16 protein-coding genes are annotated in these 22,586 nt (G+C 68.9%); 10 read left to right on the forward strand and 6 right to left on the reverse strand.

Annotation, left to right across the window (positions count from 1 at the left end):
* On the forward strand, positions 1-672 hold the full coding sequence (locus tag ACQP2T_RS38140) for a hypothetical protein (protein WP_433509745.1): 672 nt from the start codon (positions 1-3) through the stop codon (positions 670-672).
* A 6-nt stretch (positions 673-678) separates the two neighbouring features.
* Entirely contained in the window at positions 679-873 is a 195-nt protein-coding gene (locus ACQP2T_RS38145; RefSeq protein WP_219538302.1) for a hypothetical protein, read from the forward strand.
* A 106-nt stretch (positions 874-979) separates the two neighbouring features.
* On the opposite strand, the gene ACQP2T_RS38150 is transcribed toward ACQP2T_RS38145, so the two are convergent.
* Positions 980-1,393, reverse strand: coding sequence for an ATP-binding protein (locus ACQP2T_RS38150; protein ID WP_433509746.1), 414 nt, complete (start codon positions 1,391-1,393; stop codon positions 980-982).
* 16 nt (positions 1,394-1,409) lie between these two features.
* Positions 1,410-2,150 carry a SigB/SigF/SigG family RNA polymerase sigma factor gene (locus ACQP2T_RS38155; RefSeq protein ID WP_433509747.1) on the reverse strand — a complete coding sequence of 247 codons (741 nt, stop codon included), beginning with the start codon at positions 2,148-2,150 and terminating at the stop codon, positions 1,410-1,412.
* 206 nt (positions 2,151-2,356) lie between these two features.
* Here ACQP2T_RS38155 and ACQP2T_RS38160 point away from each other — a divergent pair, with 206 nt between their 5' ends.
* A complete protein-coding gene (locus ACQP2T_RS38160) occupies positions 2,357-2,713 on the forward strand; it encodes an STAS domain-containing protein (RefSeq protein WP_357946367.1) in 357 nt (118 codons plus the stop codon).
* A 22-nt stretch (positions 2,714-2,735) separates the two neighbouring features.
* On the opposite strand, the gene ACQP2T_RS38165 is transcribed toward ACQP2T_RS38160, so the two are convergent.
* Positions 2,736-3,461: a GAF and ANTAR domain-containing protein gene (locus ACQP2T_RS38165; RefSeq protein ID WP_433509748.1), complete on the reverse strand. Its 726-nt coding sequence runs from the start codon at positions 3,459-3,461 to the stop codon at positions 2,736-2,738.
* Positions 3,462-3,510: 49 nt separating this feature from the next.
* Here ACQP2T_RS38165 and ACQP2T_RS38170 point away from each other — a divergent pair, with 49 nt between their 5' ends.
* The 3 genes from ACQP2T_RS38170 (at position 3,511) to ACQP2T_RS38180 (ending at position 7,165) form a co-directional block, all read left to right on the forward strand.
* Positions 3,511-5,343 (forward strand): SpoIIE family protein phosphatase, encoded by a 1,833-nt coding sequence (locus ACQP2T_RS38170; RefSeq protein ID WP_433509749.1) that lies wholly within the window; start codon positions 3,511-3,513, stop codon positions 5,341-5,343.
* A 117-nt stretch (positions 5,344-5,460) separates the two neighbouring features.
* Positions 5,461-6,564: a glycosyltransferase gene (locus ACQP2T_RS38175; RefSeq protein ID WP_433509750.1), complete on the forward strand. Its 1,104-nt coding sequence runs from the start codon at positions 5,461-5,463 to the stop codon at positions 6,562-6,564.
* 10 nt (positions 6,565-6,574) lie between these two features.
* Positions 6,575-7,165 carry an FMN-binding negative transcriptional regulator gene (locus ACQP2T_RS38180; protein ID WP_433509751.1) on the forward strand — a complete coding sequence of 197 codons (591 nt, stop codon included), beginning with the start codon at positions 6,575-6,577 and terminating at the stop codon, positions 7,163-7,165.
* Between the two features lie 10 nt (positions 7,166-7,175).
* On the opposite strand, the gene ACQP2T_RS38185 is transcribed toward ACQP2T_RS38180, so the two are convergent.
* Positions 7,176-8,234, reverse strand: a complete 1,059-nt coding sequence (locus tag ACQP2T_RS38185) for a PucR family transcriptional regulator (RefSeq protein WP_433509752.1) — start codon at positions 8,232-8,234, stop codon at positions 7,176-7,178.
* A 76-nt stretch (positions 8,235-8,310) separates the two neighbouring features.
* Here ACQP2T_RS38185 and ACQP2T_RS38190 point away from each other — a divergent pair, with 76 nt between their 5' ends.
* The 4 genes from ACQP2T_RS38190 to ACQP2T_RS38205 all read left to right on the forward strand — a co-directional run bounded on the left by ACQP2T_RS38190 (position 8,311) and on the right by ACQP2T_RS38205 (position 15,018).
* Positions 8,311-9,228 carry a proline dehydrogenase family protein gene (locus tag ACQP2T_RS38190; RefSeq protein WP_433509753.1) on the forward strand — a complete coding sequence of 306 codons (918 nt, stop codon included), beginning with the start codon at positions 8,311-8,313 and terminating at the stop codon, positions 9,226-9,228.
* Positions 9,229-10,902, forward strand: a complete 1,674-nt coding sequence (pruA, locus tag ACQP2T_RS38195) for an L-glutamate gamma-semialdehyde dehydrogenase (RefSeq protein WP_433509754.1) — start codon at positions 9,229-9,231, stop codon at positions 10,900-10,902.
* Between the two features lie 711 nt (positions 10,903-11,613).
* Positions 11,614-12,759: a PQQ-binding-like beta-propeller repeat protein gene (locus ACQP2T_RS38200; protein WP_433509755.1), complete on the forward strand. Its 1,146-nt coding sequence runs from the start codon at positions 11,614-11,616 to the stop codon at positions 12,757-12,759.
* Between the two features lie 354 nt (positions 12,760-13,113).
* On the forward strand, positions 13,114-15,018 hold the full coding sequence (locus tag ACQP2T_RS38205; protein ID WP_433509756.1) for a BTAD domain-containing putative transcriptional regulator: 1,905 nt from the start codon (positions 13,114-13,116) through the stop codon (positions 15,016-15,018).
* Positions 15,019-15,072: 54 nt separating this feature from the next.
* Here ACQP2T_RS38205 and ACQP2T_RS38210 read toward each other — a convergent pair whose 3' ends face one another.
* Both ACQP2T_RS38210 and ACQP2T_RS38215 read right to left on the reverse strand, forming a co-directional pair.
* Positions 15,073-15,573 (reverse strand): hypothetical protein, encoded by a 501-nt coding sequence (locus ACQP2T_RS38210; RefSeq protein WP_433509757.1) that lies wholly within the window; start codon positions 15,571-15,573, stop codon positions 15,073-15,075.
* Positions 15,570-22,577, reverse strand: a complete 7,008-nt coding sequence (locus tag ACQP2T_RS38215; protein WP_433509758.1) for an RHS repeat-associated core domain-containing protein — start codon at positions 22,575-22,577, stop codon at positions 15,570-15,572. Before ACQP2T_RS38215 ends, ACQP2T_RS38210 begins: the two co-directional genes overlap by 4 nt.
* Positions 22,578-22,586: the final 9 nt, after the last annotated feature.

Genomic DNA, 22,586 nt, shown 5'->3' on the forward strand with positions numbered 1-22,586 from the left:
ATGACGAGCGACGAGCTGAAAGTGCCGTCGCAACGGGCGGACCAGACCGACGACGATGACGCCCCCAACGACGACTTCCGCGCGAACGACACCCCCACCGCTGACCTCAGCAGGGAAGACATCGTCCGTGACGAGCAGTCCCGGGCGACCGCCGACACGGAGAACGGCGAGAACGACAAGGGGAACGGCGCCCGTCACCACGAGCCGTACGCCCCGACGGGCGGCGACATGCTCGCCGAGCCCGAGCCGGGTCTGAGCCCGGACCCCGTGCGCGACGAGCCCGAGTACACCGACGACGTGGCCGGCGAGCCCGTGGCGGTGGAGAGCGCGCCGGCCCACGCCGCGCCTCAGTCCGTCGTCCTGTTCGACCAGGACCCGTCCGAGGTGCAGGGCCGCTGGCGCGAGCTGCAGACCTCGTTCGTGGACGACCCCAGTGACGCCGTCCAGCGGGCCGAAGGACTGGTCGAAGAGGTGGTCGAGGCGATCACCAGCGGTCTTGCGGCTCGTACGGGCGAGCTGCGCGACCGCTGGAAGGGCGCGGGCGACACCGAGCAGCTGCGGCTGGCCCTGCGCGACTACCGGGTCGTGCTGGAGCGGCTGCTCACCCTCTCAGAGCACGAAGCAAACCACGAAGCAGGCCGCGCAACCGATACGGCCTACGGAACGAGGTAACGGGACATGCTGGCGATAGTCGCGGCGATCATTTTCGGCCTGGGCTTCCTGCTCGACCTGCTGAACGTGAGCATCGGGTCAGGAATCTCCGGCACGACGTTCATGCTGCTCGGCCTCACCCTGCTGGCGCTGCACCAGGCGGGCATCGGCACGGCCAGCGTCAAGAGCTACGGCGGCTGGCGAGGCCGTACCCGCCGATAACAAACGACCCGCCGATAACATACGCCGACAGCGGACACAACACGACAGCGCGCGGCGCACTCGATGATCAGGAGAGGATCACGAGGCGTCGCGCGCGCACGTGAAATCAGGTCTTGCTGGGGAAGCGCATGATGACCGTGCTGCCCTCGCCGCCCACCCGCAGCGACAGGTCGGAGGAGAGCAGGCGGGCCACCCAGAGTCCCATCCCGCCCACCGAGCCGGGCATCGGGCCGGGCTTCCAGGTGCCCTCGTCGTGGACCTCGACCACCAATTCGCCGTCGTGGACCCAGGTACGGAGCTGCGCGTCGACGGTGCCGTGGGTGACGGCGTTGGTGGCCACCTCGTTGACGGCGATGACGAAATCGCCCACCGCCTCCTCCGCCATGCCCACCTCGCGGGCCTCGGACGCGGCGAACTGGCGCACCTGCGGGAGGTCCGGCAACCGGAAGCTCAGCCTTTTCACCGGCGCGCCCGGTGGCGGGCTGATGGAGCCCGCCTGAGGATCGACATCCTCGTTCACCCGGTAACCGCCTTAATCAGCTGACTAGCTCACTACGTAGCTGGTCCAGCACTTTACGGAGGATTCGCGATACATGCATCTGCGAGATGCCGAACTCTGCCGCTATTTCGGCTTGTGTCATGTTCCCAAAGAAGCGCAGCAGCAGGATGTGCTTCTCACGCGACGGCAGCGCGTCGATCAGCGGCTTGACGGCTTGCCGGTCGACCATCTTGCTCAGCGTATCGTCGTCCTCCGGGATGATGTCGCCGAGAGAGGCGGCGTCGTCCTCGGTTCCGAGCGGCGCGTCGAGCGACAGCGTGCTGTAGGCGGCCGAGGCGTCGAGCGTGAGCAGGACGTCCTCCTCGCTGATGTTCATCTTCGCGGCCAGTTCGGCCACGGTCGGGGAGCGTCCCAGGTCCTGGCTGAGGTCGGCGACGAGCCGGTTCAGCTCGGAGCGGCGCTCCTGGTAGAGACGCGGCACCCGGATGGCCCAGGTACGGTCGCGGAAGTGGCGCTTGACCTCGCCGGTCATCGTGACGACGGCGTAGCCCCTGAAGGCATGGCCGAGAGTGGGGTCGAAGCCGTTGACGGCCTTCATGAGGCCGACGTACGCGGCCTGCAGAAGATCTTCCAGAGGCTCGCCGCGGTAGCGGTAACGTCTGGCGATCTCCATGGCGAGCGAGCGGTGCATCTCGACGATGCGCTCCCGCAGGCGTTCGCGGTGACTGTCGGTAGTGGCTTCGCTCGCCATTTCGGCCAGCAACTCTTCGGCGGTCAACTCCTCGAGGACGAATTCCCGCACAGCCATGGCTGCTCCTCATATGGGTCGCAGGGCCGCCTCCACCTGCAGAAAAAGCCCATGCAGAGGCCTGCCTCGCTCTACATCCGAGACGGAAGCCCTCTGCTGGACTTCGGATCCAGTGTCCCCCCTAACGGCAGAAGTATTCCTCCTTCGTTCGGTGACAGTAGGGTTGCCCCGTGACAATGCCGGAGAACGGCGAAGGGGCGGTGACGGCCCTGAGCCTTACGTCGTCGACCGTGGACGAGATCACGGTGATCAAAGTCGATGGCGTGCTCGACGCCACGACGCGCGAGCAGTTCGCCGACTACCTCTCTCTGGCGGGCTCCGAGCTGATCCTGGACCTGGCCGGAGTGACGTTCATGGACTCGCGCGCGCTCGGCCTGATCGTCCACCATTGGCAGACCAGCCTGGCGTCGGGTGCCAGGTTTGCCCTGGTCGGCGTGGAATATTCAAAGTCAAAGGTCATGTGGATCACCGGGCTCGCGCAGCGGCTGCCGCTGTACGACACGCTCGACGACGCCTTGGCCGCCATTGGCTGAGCCCATTCCCCAAAACCAGGCTCTAGCGGCGGGACTTTTTCTGGTGCTCGTCGACCAGGAGCCTGGCCAGATCCGCCACCTTGACCTGGTGGTGCTGTGAGATCCGGCGCAGTTCCTCGAAGGCCGCCTCGGACGAGCACCCGCTGGTCTTCATGATGATGCCCTTGGCCTGGTCGATCACCGAGCGGCCGGCCAGGGCCTCCTGGAGCTGGGCGGCGTCCGTACGCGCTTCCTCGAAGTCCCACAGGTTGGCCATGGCCACGCCCACCTGCTCGGTCAGCATGTCGGCCAGCGCCTGGGCGGCCTGCGGGGAGAAGGCGGCCGGCCGTACCGAATAGAGGCCGATGACCAGCAGGACCGGGTCGAGCCGGATGGGCACGGTGAGCACCGAGCGCACGCCCCATCGGGCGGCGAGCGGGGCGTAGCGCGGCCAGCGCGAGTCGTTGAGCACGTCCGTCACGACCACCCGGCCGCCGGTCAGCCTGGCGTCGGTCGACGGGCCCTCGCCGATGTCGCGCTCGCCTTCGACCAGCATGATGAGCTCGCTGTGCGAGCCCGACACCAGCACCCGCTGGTCCCGCCAGTGCTCTGCGGAACCGCCCGAGCAGCCGGGGACTCCGTCGGCCAGCGCGGTGGTCAGACCGCGCAGCACGCTTTCCGTTGAGTTGTCTTCGCCCAACCGCCCAAGAGTCGCCAGGTCACGGGCAAGTCCGGGGGTGATCATCGCCGTTGATTTCATAGCAAGCATGCCCTACCCCTTATGGCTAGCATTATCCAGAGTGGCGTAGCGTCAGAGAATGACCATGCCCGGCCTCGAACACGCCCTGGACGCTCTGTCCGGACGTGTTTCCTCCCTGCGCGAGGCGCGGGCGGCCTACCCCTCCGACCTTGCGCCGACTCTGGACGCGGCACTCGCGGAGCTCGACACCGCCGCCGAGTTGCTGGCCGAGGCGCGTGAAGCGCTGCGCAACGCGCCCAAGCGGCAAGGCGGCAAGAAGGACGGGGGGCAGCGGGAGCTGAAGCTGCTGCGCCAGGTCTACCGGGCCTTCCCCGTGCCGGTGATCGTGCTGGACGGCGGCGGGGTGGTCCGGCGGATCAACCCCGAGACCTCGCGGATGCTGGGCAGCCCCGACGGCTACCTGGTCGGCCGGTCGTTCCCGCTGCTGGTGGACGTGTCGCGGCGGGCGGCGTTCCGCTCGCACCTGATGTCGGTGCTGCAGACCGGGCAGCCGGCGGCGTTCGAGTCGCGGCTGGCGCACCAGGGCCGGACCCATACCGTCCAGGTGGCCCTGACCAGGCTGACGATGCCCGGCGAGCCGCAGCAGATGGTGGCGGCCGTGGCGCTGCCGACCGAGGTGCAGCTGCCCGAGCCGGGCGCGCGGCGGCCCGAGCAGTCCGACGGCGCGCTGCTGCTGGCGGCGGCCAAGCGCCAGGACCTGCTGGCCACGATGACCACGCTGCTGCTGGACGAGGAGGCGCTGCGGCAGCCCGTGGCGCTGCCCAGGGCGACGCGGCTGCTGGCGGCCGGCTGGGCCGACTGGGTGATCGCGGACGTGGTACGCGACGGTCTGGCCCGCCGCGCGGCCGTGGTGGCGCCCAAGGACCACCCGCTGGGCGACCTGGTACGCCAGATCGAGTCCGCCCAGCCGGCCGCGAGCCACGTGGTGACCCAGGTGCTGGAGCGCGGTTCCGGCGTGGTGCACGAGATGGTCGACGACGAGACACTGCTGGGCTTCTGCGCCGACGGGCCGCTGCTGACGGCGATGGGCGCCGGCTCGATGCTGTGCGTGCCCATCGGCCCGGGCGACGGGGTGCTCACGCTGGTCAGGTCGCACGCCCGGCCGCCGTTCACGCTGGCCGACCTGGGGGTCATGCAGGAGGTCGGGCTCCAGCTCGGGCTGGCGGTGCGCGCGCAGAGCAGCTTCCAGCGCCGTTCGCGGGCCGCCGACGCGCTGTCGGCCACCGTCGCGCCGCGCAACCTGCCGGACGTGCCCGGGTACGAGGCCGCCGCGATCTACAATCCCGGCGCGTCGGTTGGCGCCGAGTTCTACGACGTCTTCCCCGTCGCGGACGGCTGGGCGTTCGCCCTCGGCGGCGCCGCGGGCAAGGGCGAGGAGGCGGCGTCGGTCAGCGCGATGGTCAGGGGTGGGGTCCGGGTGCTCAGCGTCTGGGAGTCCGATCCCGACGTGGTGCTGCGCAAGGTGAACGAGGCCCTGGTGACGCAGGGGACCGGCATGTTCGTGATGGTCGTGGCCGGGTTCGTACGGGGCCGCAGGATCCGCCTGTCGTCCGCGGGGCATCATCCGGCCGCGCTGCTGCTGCCCGACGGGAGCGTCCGGTTCGCCTCGGGTGGCGGCGTGCCGCTGGGCATCTCCCCGGAGGCCGAGACCGAGACCGAGGAGCTGACCGTCGCGGTGGGCGAGACGCTGCTGCTGTATTCCGAGGGGCTGATCTCCTCCAGGAACGAGGCCGGCGAGCCGTACGGCGAGGAGCGGCTGGCCGACGTGCTGGGCAGATGCGCCGGCCAGGCGCCCACGACCATCGTGAAGGCGGTCGAGGCGGACCGGCACGCGTTCTCCGGCGGACAGGTTTGGGACGAGATCGTGGTGCTGGCGCTGCGCGGCGTCTGAGGGGTGTCGGCTCTGCGGGGGTTTGCGGTTGAGCCATCTTTGGGTAAGGTCGGGGGAAGAACGACGTGCCTAAGACGCAGGCACACCTTGAAAGCTGTTTTCACGCTGAGGTGTGCCATGAATATCGCGATCGTCGCTTCCGCTACCGGCAACAAGCGTCACCATATTCTCTCCGTAGCGCGTGAACTGGGCCGCGAGCACCACGTCACCATCTACTCCCGTCGTGACAGCGCCGAGGGCAAGGCCAGGACGCGGGTGGCCCCGGGCGTGATGATGGAGCACATCGAGGTGGGCCCGGCCCGCGATCTCGCCCCCGCCGATGTCATGCCGTACCTCAAGGACGTCGGCCAATATCTGAGCCGGCGCTGGAGCCAGGAACGCCCCGACGTGATCCACGCCCACTCCTGGACCGGCGGCCTCGCCGCGGTCACGGGCGCCAACGGCCTGGGGGTGCCGGTCACCCAGACCTTCCACACCGTCGACGCGGCCCACCTGAAGCTGGAGCGCGCGCTCGGCCGCAGCGCCAGAGCGGTCATCGCCGGCTCCGGTGACGAGGAGTCGGCGCTGATCCGGCTCGGCGTGCCGCGCCACAACATCGCCATCGTGCCGTACGGCGTCGACACCGAGCGCTTCCACCGCCAGGGCCCGATCGCCACGCGCGGCAGCCGCAAGCGCCTGCTGCACCTGGGCCCGCTCACCCCCGAACGCGGCGCCCCCACGATCATCCGCGCGCTGCAGGGCCTCCAGGACGTCGAGCTGGTGCTCGCGGGCGGCCCCGAGCCGGACCTGCTCGACGGCGACCGCGAGGTACGCCGCCTGCGCGCCCTGGCCCAGCAGCTCGGCGTGGCCGACCGGGTCACCCTGCTCGGGCAGGTCAAGCGGACCGCGGTGCCCAAGCTCATGCGCAGCGCCGACGCCGTGGTGTCGGTGCCGCGCGAGGCCACGACGGGGATCGTCGCGCTGGAGGCCATGGCCTGCGGTGTACCCGTGATCGCCTCGGCCGTGGGCGCGCACCTCGACTCGATCATCGACGGCGTCACCGGCCTGCTGGTGCCGCCGGACCGCCCCGCGCGGACCGCGCGCCTGGCCCGCGAACTGCTGACGGACCCGACGCTGCGCACCGCGCTCGGCTACGCGGGCGCCGACCGCGCCCGTTCGCGCTACTCGTGGGAGCGGGTCAGCCAGGAGCTGGTGCGGGTGTACGAACTCGCCTGCGCTTAAAGTTCCTTTTATGCTGATTCACCCTTGGGACGCGGGCACCGACGAGCAGTCCCTGGCGTACGTGAAAGACCACCAGTTCGGGCACCTGATAGCCGCGGGCCGCGGCCGTGAGGTGCCCGTCGTGGTGCCGACGCAGTTCCTGCTCGTGGACGAGCGGACGATCGTCCTCCACCTGGCCCGGCCGAATCCGATCTGGGCGGCGATCGACGAGAACCCCAAGGTGGTCATGTCGGTGGCGGGCCCCTGGGCCTACATCCCCGGCCGGTGGCGGGCCGAGCCCGGTGTCGAGCCGGAGCTGGGCGTGCCGACCACGTTCTACTCCTCCGTCCAGCTGATCTGCCAGGCCGAGATCGTCAAGGAGGTCGAGGGCAAGCTGGAGATCCTGCGCGAGCAGCTCGCCGACCTCGAACCCGGGCAGGGCGATCCGGCCCGGATGCCGCGGCTGATGTCGGGCATCCAGGGGATCCGGCTGGCGATCGAGGAGATCCGCGGCAAGTTCAAGTACGACGGGCACAAGGACGACGCTCACCGGCAGCGGGTCGCCAAGGGGCTGACCGAACGCGGCGGGCCCGGCGACGCCTCCGCCCTCAGCCACCTGTAAGACCCGCCGTTCAAGGCGCCAGGAGGCGGGCCGCTTTGAGGCCCAGGTGGACGGTCAGCCGGTCGTCGCCCTCCGACAGGTCACGGTGCAGTGTCCGCTCGGCCTTGCCCAGCCGGTAGTAGAGCGTCTGGCGGTGGATGCCCAGCTCGGCGGCCGTCTTCTGGGCGTGGCCGCCGTGGTCCAGGTAGACCTCCACGGTGTGTGCCAGCTCGGCGTCCAGCGCCGCCGTCTCGGCCGCCAGCTCGCGCAGGTCGCTCTGGCCGAGCCGGGCCAGCAGCCGGTGCACGCCCAGGTCCTCCCATCGGGCGACGGGCGCGAAGCGGGGGAAGTGCTCGGCGACGCGCAGCGCCTGCCGTGCCTCGCGCCAGCTCTGCCAGGCGTCCGCCGGGTCCGCCCGGGGGGCGCCGGTGCCGGCCGCCGTACCGTACGCGCTCTGCAGGGTCTGGGCGACCTCGGCGGCCAGGTGCGCGGGGGCGAGCAGCGCGACGGGCGAGCCGGCGCGGGCCAGCACGCCGCGCGGCAGCGTCCAGAGGGCGGCGACGCGCTCCTCCGACTCGCGCACGGCGATCGCGGTGACGGGCCCGAGCACCTCGATGGAGGCGCCGGCCCGCTCCTCCGGGTCGGCCGAGAGCAGCGCGCGCAGGCCGCGGCCGAGGTCGTGGCGGCTCCTGGCCTCCTGGGCGAGCGCGGCGGCGGCCCTGGCCACGAGCGGCGCGGCCCGGCTCAGTGCCTGCTCGGTGAGGCTGCCGGAGTCGAGCAGCCACAGGTAGCCGTAGGTGACCTCGCCGTGGCGCAGCGGCCAGCAGACCCTGGCCAGGACCTTGAGGTCGGCGTCCGCGGGGATCCTGACCGGGCCGTGGGCGCGGGCGATGCCGTAGCGTTCGAAGTAGTCGCGGACCTCGCCGGTGGCGCGTCTGCGCAGGATCGACTCCTGGCGGACGGTGTCGATGTCGCCGTGCTGCGCACCGTACGCCAGCAGGCGGAACGAGCGGTCCTCCAGCGTCGCGGACGCCCCCAGCAGGCGGGCGAGCTCGTCGACGGTCTCCTGTAGATCTGCCGAGTTGTGCATTTGTATGACAGCCTGCCACAAGTGGCGTTACGCGCGTCGATGGCCCGGTTGTGAGCTGCGGTTTTAGGCTGAGGACATGCTGGGTCAACTGCTACTCGCCACCTCCCGGAGCGCGCTGGTACGCCGCTCGGTATCCGGCTTCCCCCTCACCCGCAAGGTCGTCGACAGGTTCGTCGCCGGTGAGAGCGTTCAGGAGGCCCGGGCCGCCATCGAACGGCTGCGCGACGCCAAGCTCGCCGTCACCGTCGACCATCTCGGCGAGGAGACCCGCGACGCCAGCGCGGCGGCGGCCACCGCGAAGGCGTACATCACGCTGCTCGACGCGCTGCGCCCGCTCGATCTCGGCCGCCGGGGCGAGGTGTCGGTGAAGCTGTCGGCCGTCGGGCAGCGGCTCGACGACGCGATGGCGCTGGAGCACGCCCGCGAGATCTGCGCCGCCGCCGACGCGGGCGGCTCGACCGTGACGCTCGACATGGAGGACCACACCACCGTCGACTCGACGCTCGCGATCCTGCGCAAGCTGCGCGCGGACTTCCCGTCGACCGGCGTGGCGATCCAGGCCTACCTGTTCCGCAGCGCGGACGACTGCCGCGCGCTGGCGGTCGAGGGTTCGCGGGTACGCCTGGTCAAGGGCGCCTACCGGGAGCCCGCCTCTGTCGCTTACCAGGGCAAAAGCGAGGTCGACAAGGCGTACGTGCGATGCCTGCGAACCCTCATGGCGGGGCAGGGGTATCCCATGGTGGCGACGCACGACGACCGGATCATCTCGATCACCGAGCTGCTCGCCGACCGCTTCGGCCGCGGGCTCGGGTCCTATGAGTATCAGATGCTGTACGGAATCCGCACCGACCGGCAGGAGGACCTCGCCGGGGCCGGTCACACCGTGCGCGTCTACGTTCCCTACGGCGACGACTGGTACGGCTACTTCATGCGCCGCCTGGCCGAGCGGCCCGCCAACGTCGCCTTCTTCCTTCGTGCCCTTGGGGGTAAGTAAATGGACGCCATCAGCAACGTGCCTGTTCCCGCCAACGAGCGGGTGTACGGATACGCGCCGGGCAGCCCGGAGCGGGCGACGCTGGAGAACCGGATCAAGGAGCTGTCCGGGTCCTCGATCGATCTGACCATGACGATCGACGGCGAGCGGCGGCTCGGCGGCGGCGCGCCGATCGACGTGGTGCAGCCGCACAACAAGGCCTCCGTCCTCGGCCGCACCCAAGATGCCACGGCTCAGGACGTACGGAACGCCGTCGACAGCGCGCTGCGCGCGGCTCCGGCCTGGCGGGCGCTGTCGTTCGACGAGCGGGCGGCGGTCTTCCTCAAGGCGGCCGACCTGCTGGCCGGGCCGTGGCGGGCGACGCTGAACGCCGCGACCGTGCTCGGACAGTCGAAGTCGGCGCAGCAGGCGGAGATCGACTCGGCCTGTGAGCTGATCGACTTCCTGCGGTTCAACGTGGCCTACGCGCGGCAGCTGTACGCCGACCAGCCGATGTCGTCGGCCGGGGTGTGGAACCGGATGGAGTACCGGGCGCTCGAGGGCTTCGTGCTGGCGATCACTCCCTTCAACTTCACCGCCATTGCCGGAAATTTGCCGACGTCGGCGGCTTTGATGGGAAATGTCGTCGTCTGGAAGCCTTCGCCCACGCAGCAGTTCGCGGCGCACTTCACGATGCGCCTGCTGGAGGAGGCGGGCCTGCCGCCGGGCGTGATCAACATGGTCACCGGCAACGGCCAGGCGGTCTCCGAGGTGGCGCTCACGCACCCGCAGCTGGCGGGCATCCACTTCACCGGCTCGACGGCGACCTTCCAGCACCTGTGGGGCACCGTCGGCGCGAACATCGCCTCCTACCGCGGCTACCCGCGCCTCGTCGGCGAGACCGGCGGCAAGGACTTCGTCCTGGCCCACCCGTCCGCCGACCCGGCCGTGCTCGCCACCGCGCTGGTCAGGGGCGCCTTCGAGTACCAGGGCCAGAAGTGCTCGGCGGCCTCGCGGGCGTACGTGCCGCGCTCGGTCTGGTCGCGCATGCGTGACGACTTCGTCTCCGCGGCCGAGTCACTGACCGTGGGCGACGTGGCGGGCGACCTGTCGACGTTCATGGGCGCGGTCATCGACGACCGGGCCTTCGCCAAGCACAAGGCGGCCATCGACCGGGCGCGCGGCGCCTCGAACATCGACCTGCTCACCGGCTCGTACGACGACTCCACCGGCTATTTCGTGAAGCCGACCATCCTGGAGTGCGCCGACCCCACGGACGAGATCTTCGTCAAGGAGTACTTCGGGCCGATCCTGGGCGTACACGTGTATGAGGACGGCGACTTCGACGCGGTGCTCGACCAGATGGAGAGCGTCTCGCCGTACGCGCTGACCGGGTCGATCATCGCCCAGGACCGCTACGCGATCGCCTCGGCCTCGGAGCGGCTGCGCTTCGCGGCGGGCAACTTCTACATCAACGACAAGCCGACGGGGGCGGTCGTGGGCCAGCAGCCGTTCGGCGGCGCCCGCGCCTCGGGCACCAACGACAAGGCGGGCTCGATCTTCAACCTGATCCGCTGGGTGAACGCCCGTACGATCAAGGAGACCTTCGTCCCGCCGGTCATCACGGGTCCTTACCGGGGTGACATTCCGCAGATGGCCTTCGAGCAGCCCGACCTGAAGCGGCTGGGTTACTGAGGTCCAGCGGCTGAACTGAGGCACCCCGGACTCCGGGGTGCCTCTCACCCATGGTCGGCGGCACGAACCGGTCAGCGGGCCGCCTCGTCATACGCCGCCACGTGGGACGTGCGGGCTCTTACGGCTCCGTCCGGGGCCGTCGCCTTCGTCACCGAACAACTTGATCTGGATCCGGCCTGCTTTGGCGACTACGGGCAGCGGCCCAAGATCGCCTACGAGCACGCGTGGCAGATCCAGCCTTTCGTCCTGCCTCCAGGGGTTCCCGTAGCAATCGCAGAAATCCAACGAACCTATCTCTTACGCCTTCTTGGGACGGTTTGCGATCTTTGCCGCTACGGTTCGTACTGGTCCAGTGCTTCCAGGGAGGTTGATGGGGTTCGCGACCCAGTTCTTCTCTGATGAGCAGACGGAGCGACTGCGGTTGTTTCCGGACATCGGCCGCCCGATGATCCGCTGGGTATGCCGCAGGCGGCAGTGTTCCCCGGGGTGTTGGAGTACTACGTGCGGGCCACCCGGACAGGAGCCAAACCCTCGCCCAGCCCACCATGATACGGAGTCCCGAAAGTGTCCCCAGGTACCGTGCCTCACGGCGATCTGGCGCGTACCGGCCGATGTGCCGGCCCAGGCATCGTCAGCGAACCCCAGGTGGTGCGGCGGTTCGCCACTCCTGCGAGCCCTTCGCTCCCAGCCGTCGCCGATGGCGTGATGTACATGAGCGACGCCGAGGGCAATGCCTTCGCCTTCGACATCGCCACAGGCCATCAGCTTTGGCATCAGCAGCACTGCGACAACCCGCAGGATCACGACAAATGGGATTTTACGCGCCTAGAGTGGCCACCCGCACTCACCTCCGGCCTGGTCATCATCGACACAGGCGAAGAAACTTTCGGGTGCGACAGAGGCGATGGACGGTTGAGGTGGAAGCTCGAGGGAGCACGCAGACCGACTGTGGTCGACGGCCTTCTCCTGAGAGTCGGCATCGACAGACCCCGCCGGGCGGGCCGTTCGGCCTCCGAGACGGTGCCTGCTCTACCACCTCTGCAACGAGGGATGGAGGCGCTCGACGCCGCCACCGGTCAGCTCCGCTGGCAGACCAGCGTGCCCTCTGATGGCTACACATACAGCCTGTCCCACGTCCATCCCACCATCGCCGAGGGAATGGTGCTGATGACCGAGGGGTTTGACCCGCATTGCCGTGTAAAGAGCGGGTTGCATGCCTTCGACCTGCATACCGGCGCTCTGCGCTGGGAGATCTGGGAAGACAACGAACAAGCGTGCCCCCGAATGCCGCCGTGTGACAGGCCGGACAGGGTGGGGGTCTCCTCTGGGCGTACCGTCTGGGCACACGGCCTCGTCTGGATTGTCGAGGACCGGTTCCATGCCGACTACCCGTACGAAGAAACGCTGGTCGGCCTCGATCCGCGAACGGGTCGGCCAGAACGGACGCTCAGCCTCAAAGGGTTCGACGACCCGGACGAGATCGGCTCCGGAATGCCGATCTTCGGGCACGATCTCCTCTACTGCCTTGGGGATGAGCGGATCGACGCGCTAGATCTCGCCACCGGGACTGTCCGATGGACCCAGCGCCTGACATCACCCACCGTCGGATCGCTGCTGCTCGCCGGAAACATCCTTCATATGGCCACCGAGAACGGCGGGCTTCAGGCACTCGACGCCGACACCGGCGACCCGAGATGGAGCATCGTCCTGAACGATGAGACAGCCATGTGGGAGCCGCCCTTCCCCGTGTCCGTGCCGTTAGCAGGAACCGGATACGAGGCGATGCCGGCCCCCTTCGTCCTCATCGACGGCAGTCTCTTCGTCCGTACCGACAACGCCGTGCTCCAGCTCCGCTGATGAATCAACGAGTCCGCGGATGGCCCAGTTGCCTCGGACGGCACGCTCACGAAACCCCATTTCCGCAAGTCAACCCCATATTCGTGGATCTTCGGCGATAGCTGCCGGGACTCCTCCAGGCCGGAGCCGGCATATCTCACCGACCCCAGATCACCGGCATTGCCTATCAGCCCCTTGGGCTGGAGTTTTGCACTCAGGCGGAAACGTCTGGATGGTGCCGACATGTTGGGGCAGCCTGGCCAGGCACCGGAGAGAGGGTTCGTCCTTCACGAACGCGACGAAGGTGCGCTCCGCAGGGGGAGATCGTCCTGGTGTCGGCGGGGGCGCCGCATCGGGGAGGCGACGGGGGTCCATATGCGATTACAGGTGCTCGGACCGATGCGGTTCTGGACCGGTTGCGACTGGGCTCCGATCCCCAGCCCGCGCCCCCGAACCCTGCTGGCCCTGCTGACGATCGGCGCGGGGCGGCCGATCACCACAGAACGCATGATCGCCGAGCTGTGGCCGGCCAAGCCGCCGCCGACGGCGGCCACTCTGCTCCGGGGCTACATCCTGCAACTGCGGCGCGCGCTCGGCGACGACGGCGGCGAGACGATCATCACCCGGGCGTCCGGCTACGAGATCCGCCGCGCCGCCGACGAGACCGATGTCGCCCGCTTCGACGCCCTGACCACGCAGGGCCGCACCGCGCTGGTCAAGGGCGCCGCCGGGGAGGCCCACCGGCTGCTCTCCCAGGCGCTCGCCCTGTGGCGCGGCGAGCCGTACTCCGACACCCTGCCCACCGCGGCGGTGAGCGCCGAGGTGAGCAGGCTGGGCGAACGCCGGCTCACCGCCACCGAGGCCCGCATCGAGGCGGGCCTGCTGCAGGGGCGGGGGCCCGAGCTCATCCACGAGCTCCAGGGGCTGACGAGCGAGCATCCCCTGCGGGAGGGCCTGTGGGCGCAACTCATGCGCGCGCTGCACGCGGCCGACCGGCGCGCCGACGCCCTGGACTCATACCGCCGAGCACGTCAGACGCTCGTAGCGGAGCTCGGCCTGGAGCCCGGCCCTGAGCTGCGAGAACTGCACCAAGCCATTCTCGAGGGCAGATCCTTACCAGGTACGAGCGCCTCCGCTCGCCCTGTGACCATCGCCAGCGCTGCCCAGCGCGGTGCCGCCTCGGCATCACCGCCCCTGGAACTGCCCCGGGACGTCCCGGCGTTCACCGGCCGACTGCAGGACATGGCGTCCTTGCAGCGGCTCATGACCCACCCCGACGGATCGAGTACGGTCGTGATCACCGGGGGCGGCGGCATGGGCAAGTCGGCAATAGCGATCCACCTGGCCCATCGCCTGCGCGACCATTTCCCCGGCGGATACCTCTACGTCAACCTGCAAGGGGCCCGCGAAGAGTTGACTCCCCTCCTGCCCGACGAAGCCCTGGGGCGCATGCTGCGGGCCCTCGGCGTCGCCGCAGGGGATGTGCCCACGGAAACCGCGGAGGCGGCCGCCCGGTTCCGCTCTCTGACGACGGACCGCGGCATGCTGGTACTCCTGGACAACGCGGTGGACGCCGCCCAAGTAGAACTCCTTCTCCCAGGCGAGGGATGCGCGGTCCTGGTGACCAGCCGGCGCTCCCTGACGACCCTGGGCGGCGCCGTCCACCATCTGAACGCCCTTTCCGAACAGGAATCGCTGGCCATGCTCGGCAGCCTGGCAGGCGAGGAACGTGTCGCCGCCGAGCCGGACGCGGCCCTGCGGATCATCCGCTACTGCGAAGGGCTCCCTCTCGCCGTACGCATCGCGGCCGCCCGCCTGACCTCCCGGCCACGCTGGCCCCTGAGTTGGCTGGCGGACAAGCTGGAGAACGAACAGCATCGCCTGGACGAACTTCAAGTAGAGGATCTGTCCCTTCGCTCCTCCTTCGCCATCAGCCTGCGTGACCTGGAGGGTCACCCCAGCGGGCAGGATCTGATCCGCTTGCTCTGCCTCCTGGCCCTTTCACGCCACCTCCAGGTGAGGATCCCTCTCGCCGCCGCAGTCGCCGGCACAACGCTTGACCAGACCGAGAAGCTGCTCGACGAACTCCTCGACGCCCGTCTCCTGGAATCCCCCGAACCGGGTCGCTACCAGATACCCGCGCTTCTATGCCTGTTCGCCGAGAAGCATGCCATCACCGCTTTTCCCCTCAGAGCCGGATCCGCCCCTCGAGTACGCGATCCGTTGGTGGCGGAGGTGGAGCAGACAGGCACACCGCTACAGCTGCTCCCGAATCGCTAGACCAGACAGGCCGTCTACGCTATTCAAGATCCATCGCCTTTGACACCCGCGTCATTAAGTATCTTCCGCCAGGTCCAGCTGGGCCAGCACATTCGCTAGAAACGGATTTCTCACCAGCCCGGGATACTTGGCATATAGGTTGCGGAGAAGTTCTGTCAGACCTCCTCGAGCAAGGGCGAGAAGCTCGCTGTAGGCGATGGCCGCCACATTCTCTGAATACGAGCACGATACCCGAACATCAGAGGCGTTCAGCTGGAATTCGATCCGGTATTCGGATTCGAGAAATCCAGCCGCCGACACGCCTTTCGCCGGCAGTTCGTGGAGTGAGCGCAGCATGCCCAGGGCAAAGCTCAACGTCGAGACCCATCCGAAGTGTGTTCTGAAATCGATCCCATCGATTGCCAGGTCCACGTCACCCATGAAGCATGAGTAGAACAGCATGTACCCTGGAGTGGTCGCCAAATCCAGACCGACTTCGGGATTTCCGTAAGGCGAATGATCATCGATGATGTACGTCAGGTGGCTCGCCCGCGAGGTGGCGTTGTCAGATGTCATCTGATGACCGGAAATGCGGTGCCGAGATTTCCTGCGTCATCGACATAAATCTTGATCCAAGATGTCGGAACTCCGTCCACGGTGCCGAATCCTTTGACTCCGGTGTTGTAAAGGTGGTAGTGCGTCGAGGGAATCTCACCCACCCCACCGTAAGTCTCCTGCCTGACGCCGGCCATCACGGCGTCGATGACGTTCTCGGGCGAGGTGTCGGTGCCGAACTTACTCGCTGTTCCGTTCTTCGATACGGCAGGAGTTCCTGGGCCATGCAATTTCCAGATGTGTCCGTCTCTGGCGCCTGAGACCCTGTCCGCCACCTGCCATGGATCCGTCAGTCCGTTGCAGTTGTGAACGAGGACCGGTGCGGAGCCCGTCAGCACATAGAACGTGTGGATGTCGTCGGCTGTCAGGTTGTGGACGCGTTGGGTGGCGGTCCACTTCTGGACGACAGTGATCTGGACGTGAGTACCGGCGCTGGTGCGAAGCCACATGCCCGGCTGCAGCTGGTCCGCGTCACGCCACTCTCGCAGGTCGTCCAGCCAGAACGGATGGCCTTCGGTCGCGGTAAGGCTGCCGGTGCGATCGCCTCGGTCGCCGTCGATGTCCACGGTGATCTTGACGAGGTGCTTGACGCCCTCACCGACGATCAAAGCGGTGACCTGTTTCGCCTGTGTACTGCCGGTGCCCGGGTCGGTGGCGAGGATCCGATCGCCCACTTTGACGCGCTCGATGGGCTTGGCGGATCCGTCCGCCATCAACACCTTCGTGCCGGGGACGAAGCTGTTGCCCTTACAGCCTCGGCCCATCGCTCTGGCGGCGGCTTTTATGCCCGATCGAATCCTGCCTCCGCCACGAGCGGCGGAGGTCGCCGCTTTCTTGAGCACCTGCCCGGCGATCTCGCGGCCCGTCGTGCCCGCCGCCCTCGCCGCTGCGTATCTGGTCAGCCCAGCGAGCCCAAGCTTTATCGCTGATTTGGCCAGGCTTGCGACACCGACCACAGCGAGGGCGATGTCTGGCGCTAGTTTGCCCGCTTTGTACCAGTTGGAGCCAGGGTCCGCTCCCAACCAATGAGCAATCTTGTCTTCGGCTCCAGGTATCGAGGCAATAGAGCCGAGAGGGCCGAATGCGCCGTTCTGCAAGCCCCACATCTCGGCGCCTACGTAGGCGTTCCAGGCCGGCTTGAGGAGGTGCCTGACGAACCAGTTGCCACCGCCGCCATGGCCACCACCGCTGCCGCCGCCGCTGTTGCCGCCGCCGCCGTGGCCAGTGGAGTTGCCGCCGCCGGTATGTCCGCCGCCGTCGCTGCCGGCCCCAGGGTCTCTCGCGCCGGGATGGCAGGCATAGGGGCCACACCAGGGGCCGTCCGGTTGAAGGCCCGAGGGGTCGCTCTGGGTGACAGGGCTTTGATCGGCGTAGGAGTAGCCGTCCCAGCTCTGCGGGGCGCTCAGGTTGAACAGCGGGTCGACCGAGATGAAGCGGCCGATGTCCGCGTCGTACTCACGAGCGCCCAGATGCGTGAGGGACGTGCTGGAGTCGATGGTGCCGCCGACGAAGCCCCTCTCCCCCGGCCAGACGCCGGCGGCGGTGCCGCGTGGCTGGCCGAACGGGGTGTAACGCCGCTTGCTCAACCCGCCGGTGGTCGCGTCGATCGCCACCTCCCCGGTGCCCTGGTGGTCGGGCGACAGGAAGGTGACCCCCGCGGTGGTGCGCATGGCGACGGTCACGTCGTCGTGGCTGTAGTAACGGGTGGCCTGGGTGGTCGTGGCTCCCTTGTTGAGGTGCACCTCCAGCCCTGGGAGGTAGACCGTGGTCCCGGTCGGGTCGCGGCGGATCAGCCGGTCGCCGTCCGAGTCGTAGCCGAAGCTGGTCTCACCGGTGCCCGCGTCGGCGACCTTGGTGAGATGACCTTCGACGTCCCAGGAGAGCGTCTGGTCGCCGGCACCGGTGGTCCGCCTGGTGGTGTTGCCGGTGGCGTCGTAGGCGTAGCTGTCGGTACGCCCACCTGTCCCGGTCTGGGTGGTGACGGTGGCGAGTTGGTGCCCCTTGTACGAGGTGCCGACGCCGGTGCCACCCGCGTAGGCATAGGTACGCGTGCCGGCGAGCTTGTTGGAGGTGTCGTACTGCGTCTCGGTGGCGCGGTTGCCGGAGGCGTCGAAGGTGTACGCGGTCCGGTACGGCGCGGGGCCGCCCAGGGTCGCCGAGCCGGGATCGGTCGCACAGCCGTCGCTCGCCTGGGTCCAGGCGTCGGTGAGCCGCCTCAGGTAGTCGTAGCGGAAGCACTGGTTGTCGGTGCCGTCGCGGGAGACGTCGGTGATCTGCCTGATGTCGCCCGCGTCGTCGTAGTCGTAGGTGGCGTCGCGGTCGACGCCCGGCATGCCGGCGTGGACCGTGGTGCTGGTCTTCAGCCGCTGGGTGCCGAACTCGTACCCGTAGGTCTGGTCGACCTGCTTGCCCCCGGTGGACAGCCGCCTGCCCAGCAGCTTGCTGGTCTTGCTGTAGTCGCTCCCGATGACGTACGTCGCCAGGTTGCTCGTCAGCTTCACCGCACGGCTGAGCTCGTCATACGTGGTGGCGACCACCTCGGCCGGGAGCCCGCCGACCGCCGGGCTGCTGACCGACTGCACGGTCCCGTCGAGGTTGTAGACGGTGTTGAACTGGTAGCCGGCGGACGGCGCGAGCGCTGACTCGGCCGCGGGGAGGCCGGACAGGGTCACGGTCGTGCGGGTCGGCCGGTTCTGGTTGTCGTAGAAGTTGACCGCCTCGGTGTAGACGGCGCCGTTCTCGTATCGGATGGAGGCGGTCGGCTGTCCCTTGCGTACCGTGTCGTACGTCCACTCGGTGAGCTTGGTGCCGGGGCTGCCGCTCGTCGTGTCGGAGCGGGCGATCTGGCGGCCGATCGGGTCGTAGGTGGTGCCGATCTTCTTGCCGCGCGCGTCCTCGGCCTGGACGGCCTGGTCGAGGTCGTCGTAGGTGTACTTCGTGACGCCCTTGTCTGGGTCGGACACCTCGATCTGGCGACCGCGCAGGTCGTAGTCGTAGGTCCAGGTGTGGCCGCCGTACCCCTTGATCGAGGCCAGCTGTCCCCTGGGGGTGTAGCTGTAGGAGGTCGAGTCGTAGCCGCCCGGCTTGTGCTGGCGAACCTCGACCTTCCTGCCTAGGGCGTCGACCACCGTGGTCGTGGGGATACCGCCGGCGGGCGGGGTGACGGTCGTCCGGTCGCCGCCGTAGGCGTAGGTCGTGCGCCACTTCTCCCCGGCGTCGCTGTTGCCCGCGAGCAGCCGTTCGGCGACGACGCGGCCGAGCCCGTCGTAGGTGTAGGCGGTCTGGCTCTCCACCTGGCCCGGGGCGTCCACGCCGAACAGGGACGCGCCGGGGGCGCCATCGGCGTAGTACGTGGCGTAGGTCCGGTCCACGCTGCCCTGGGCGTTGTAGAAGGTGTCGCTGATCAGGCGGCCGCCGTCCGGGCCGGGCTGCTGAGTCTGGCGGGAGCGCAGCCAGCCGTCCATCAGCTCGTACGCGGTGTCCTGACCGCCGTCGTTGTTGAGCTCCTTGGTGTAGATCGCAGTGATCTGGCCGGCCACCGTCTGGTAGCCGAACTGCCGGTTCGGGAGCTGGTCGGTGTCGCGGCCCGGCGCCCACACTCTGCTCACCCGGCCGAGGGCGTCGTAGGAGAAGACCGTCGTCTTGTCGCCCTCGTCGGTGGACTTGAGGGCACTCCCCCAGGCGGGATCGAGCTCGGTGATCGTGGTCATCGCCGAGCCGGCGTCCCCGCTCTTGACCGGCGGGCCCGTGACCGTCGCCTTGGTGGTCAGGCCGCCGCTCTCGGTGTAGACGGTGGTCGTCGTGCGCTCGACGGGGGTGGCCGTGGTGTTGTCGACCACTGTCACGGCCTTCGGCCTGCCGTAGGCGTCGTAGGCGGTCTTGGCGGCCGGCACATAGCGCACGGCGGTGCTGGTGGTGCCGGTGGCCGCGACCTTGTCGGTCGCCGTGACCAGCCCTCTGGTCGGCGCCGCTCCGAAGGCCCCGCCGTCGTAGTAGGTGCGCCCGTCGGAGATGAGCTGCTTGCTGAGGTCTGCGGACTGACCGCAGGACGCCGCCACCGTCCGTACCTGCGCCGGGAAGCCGACCAGCCAATCGGTGGTGTTCTGCGCCGCCACCGTCGTGGTGACGCATCGGTTGTCGGCGTCGGTGGTGACGTCGCCGAAGTCGTCGACCTGCGTCGGCGCGCCCGTCGTGGGGTCGAAGGCGTTGGTGGTGGCCTTGGTCTCCCGCCAGCTCCCGTCGTCGAGCGCGGTCAGCTTCCGGGTGGTCTTGGTGCCGATCAGGTTGGCGGTGACGGTTCCCCAGGAGCGGGTGCGGGAGGCGGTCTGGGAGTGCCACGGCGAGGCGACGCTCTTGGACACGACACTGCCGCCGGCCTTGTCGTAGGTCACGGTGCGGACCTCGAATCCCTGCAGGGACTCGTGGTCGGGATAGCTGCCTCCCTCGTCGTCGGAGACCTTGACGTCCTTCTCGCCGCCGGAGGTGTTCAGGCGGTCGCCGTCCATGCCCTGGAAGTACCAGTGGTCGACCTGGCCGGGCGCGCCGCTGGTGGCCGCGCTGATCACCCGTACCTTGTCGTAGCCGTGCCACTGCGACCACGTCTTGTACTTCTCGGGCGTGAGCCCGTCGTCGTCGTCGAAGTGCCAGGCGGGATGCCCGACTCCGTAGTCGTACCTGGTGACCATGTCCGGCGACCCGCCGGTCAGGTCGGTCTGGACGGTCTCGGTCACCACGTACTTGTGGAACCAGTCGAGGGTCGGGTTCTCGCTCTCGCCGTCGGTCTTCGTCCAGTACGTGGGGAAGCAGCGACGGCGGTTGGTCTGCGGGGTCGGCAGGTCGCTCGTGGTGCAGTCGGCGTCGGAGTACTTGATGTCGAGGACCCCGCCGAACTCGTTGTACACCGTGCCGAGCCGGTCCTTCACGAACGGGCCGAGGTCGTCGCCGAGCTTGTCCACCCGGTTCGGCTTCTGTGTGTAGACGAACGACACGGGGGGCAGCTCGACCGGGTCCGGTCCGGCGAGACCGGTGTGGACGATGGACGTCAGCAGCAACTGCCGGTCGACGTCGGCCATCCCCCACGCGTGCTTCAGCTCCCAGTAGTCCACCGGGCGGTAGTCGCTGCCGTCCGCCTTGAGGACCTGGGTCTTGACCATGGTCAGCCGTTTACGGGTCCAGAACGTGGGCGAGAGGTTGCCGTGCTCCTCCTTGCACTCCTGTCCGGAGTCGCAGTGCAGGTCCCAGGGCACGTCCTCCCAGTACTCCGGGTGGTCCTTGATCTTGTCCACCGCGCAGTCGGCGTCCTCGGAGCGCAGGCACCGCTCGGAGACCTCGAAGCTGACCCGTGCCGGAGCCTTGCCCGGGAACAGGTTGTCGGAGCGCAGGCCGTAGTCGATGTGGTCGAGGTAGCCGCCGCGTACGTACGGCGTCTCGTCCTCGGCCTTGAGGTCGCGGCCGTAGTGGTTCGTCTCCTGCTTGTAGAAATAGGTGATGGCGTTGCCGTCCCGGTCGACGACCTTGTCGAGGTTCCACCGCCACGCCTGCCGGCACCAGGAGTCCTTGAACTCGGACTTGTGGCACGGCTCGCCGTCGTCGTCGCCGAACACCGGCACCGTCCAGGCCGACTGGGTCTGCGGGTTCTCCAGGGCCAGCGTGTTCAGCCCGAAGAAGTACTGGGTGCCGTCGGGGGTGGTGACCTTCCAGTACTCCCCGTCGTTGTCGCCGTTGTCGAGGGAGGCGCTGGTCAGCTTCTCGACGCGGGTGCCGTCGTCGTTCTTCATCCGCCACTTGTCGCCGCCCGCGGGGATGAGCTCGCCGCCCTTGCCGTTCAGCGTCATCGTGGCGTTGTCGTAGCCCCAGCACAGATCGCCGGGGTAGAGGTCGAGCGTGGTGTTCTTCGGCACGCCGTCGTCCTTGCAGGACTTGTAGTGCCGCTCGATGTAACCGGGCCACAGGTCGAACCCGTCGCCTGCCCAGGACGGCTGGGTGTTGGTGTTGGAGGTCCGGCCGTCGATGGACGAGGAGGAGTACGACAAGCCGACCTCCGGGGCCAGCCCGCCAGGCACCGGCGGTACCCGCATCGGATACGACCAGGTGAAGTCGCCGGACTGAGGGCCGACACCCCACGTCGCCGACGCCGACAGCGACGTCGCCTTGTAGTCGCCCTTGCCGCTGGAGGGCGCCGCCGCGGCCGCCAGCACCGTCGCCGCGCCGTCCGCCGACGCGGTCGTCACCTCCGCGCTCACGCTCTGGTGCTCGGTGTCGTTGGCCGAGGCCACCGGGGTGGCCGTACGGCATCCGGCGGCGTCCGGCGTGGTGAGCGCGCAGGCGGGCAGCCGTACCAGCCGCAGGCGGGAGCCGTAGGAGGCGCCGTACGCGCGGGCGAACCCGGAGTAGTCCAGGCGCACGGCCATCTTCCCGGGGACCGGCGCGGCGCCGGCCTGCTCGACGGAGAACACCACCCCGTCGACGCCGGCGCGCCGCCCTGTCGCGCGGTCCAGCATCCGCACCCGCACCTTGCCCGGGGTGGCGGACGAGGCGGTGGCGGACGAGGCGGTGGCAGACGGGGCGGTGGCAGACGAGGCGGTGGCGGCACCGGTGGGCGAGACGGCACCGACCCAGACCGGGAGTGTGCCCGCCTTCGCGGCGGCCGTGGAGTCCGACTTACGGAGGCCGGGCGCGGGCAGGGAGACCTCGGCGACCCCCGCCTTCGGCCACGCCACGGTGGCGGAGGGCGCCGGGTGGGCCACGGACGCGTCCACCTTGCGCGGTTTGACCTTCACCTCGTGCCCGGCCACCGTCTTGTCGGGGTCCGCCGGCTTGGGCAGCAGCCGTGCGGCGTCCGCCGCCACCGGCAGAGCCTCGACGGGCACCGCCGCCAGCAGCCCCGCGCACACGAGCAGCGCCGTCACGGTCGCGACCAGGCGCGGAGAACGCCGCCGGCTCTTCCTGCCATTGCCGCTACGCACAACTTCCTC

Source organism: Nonomuraea sp. CA-143628, from assembly GCF_050942315.1.
Lineage (GTDB): Bacteria > Actinomycetota > Actinomycetes > Streptosporangiales > Streptosporangiaceae > Nonomuraea.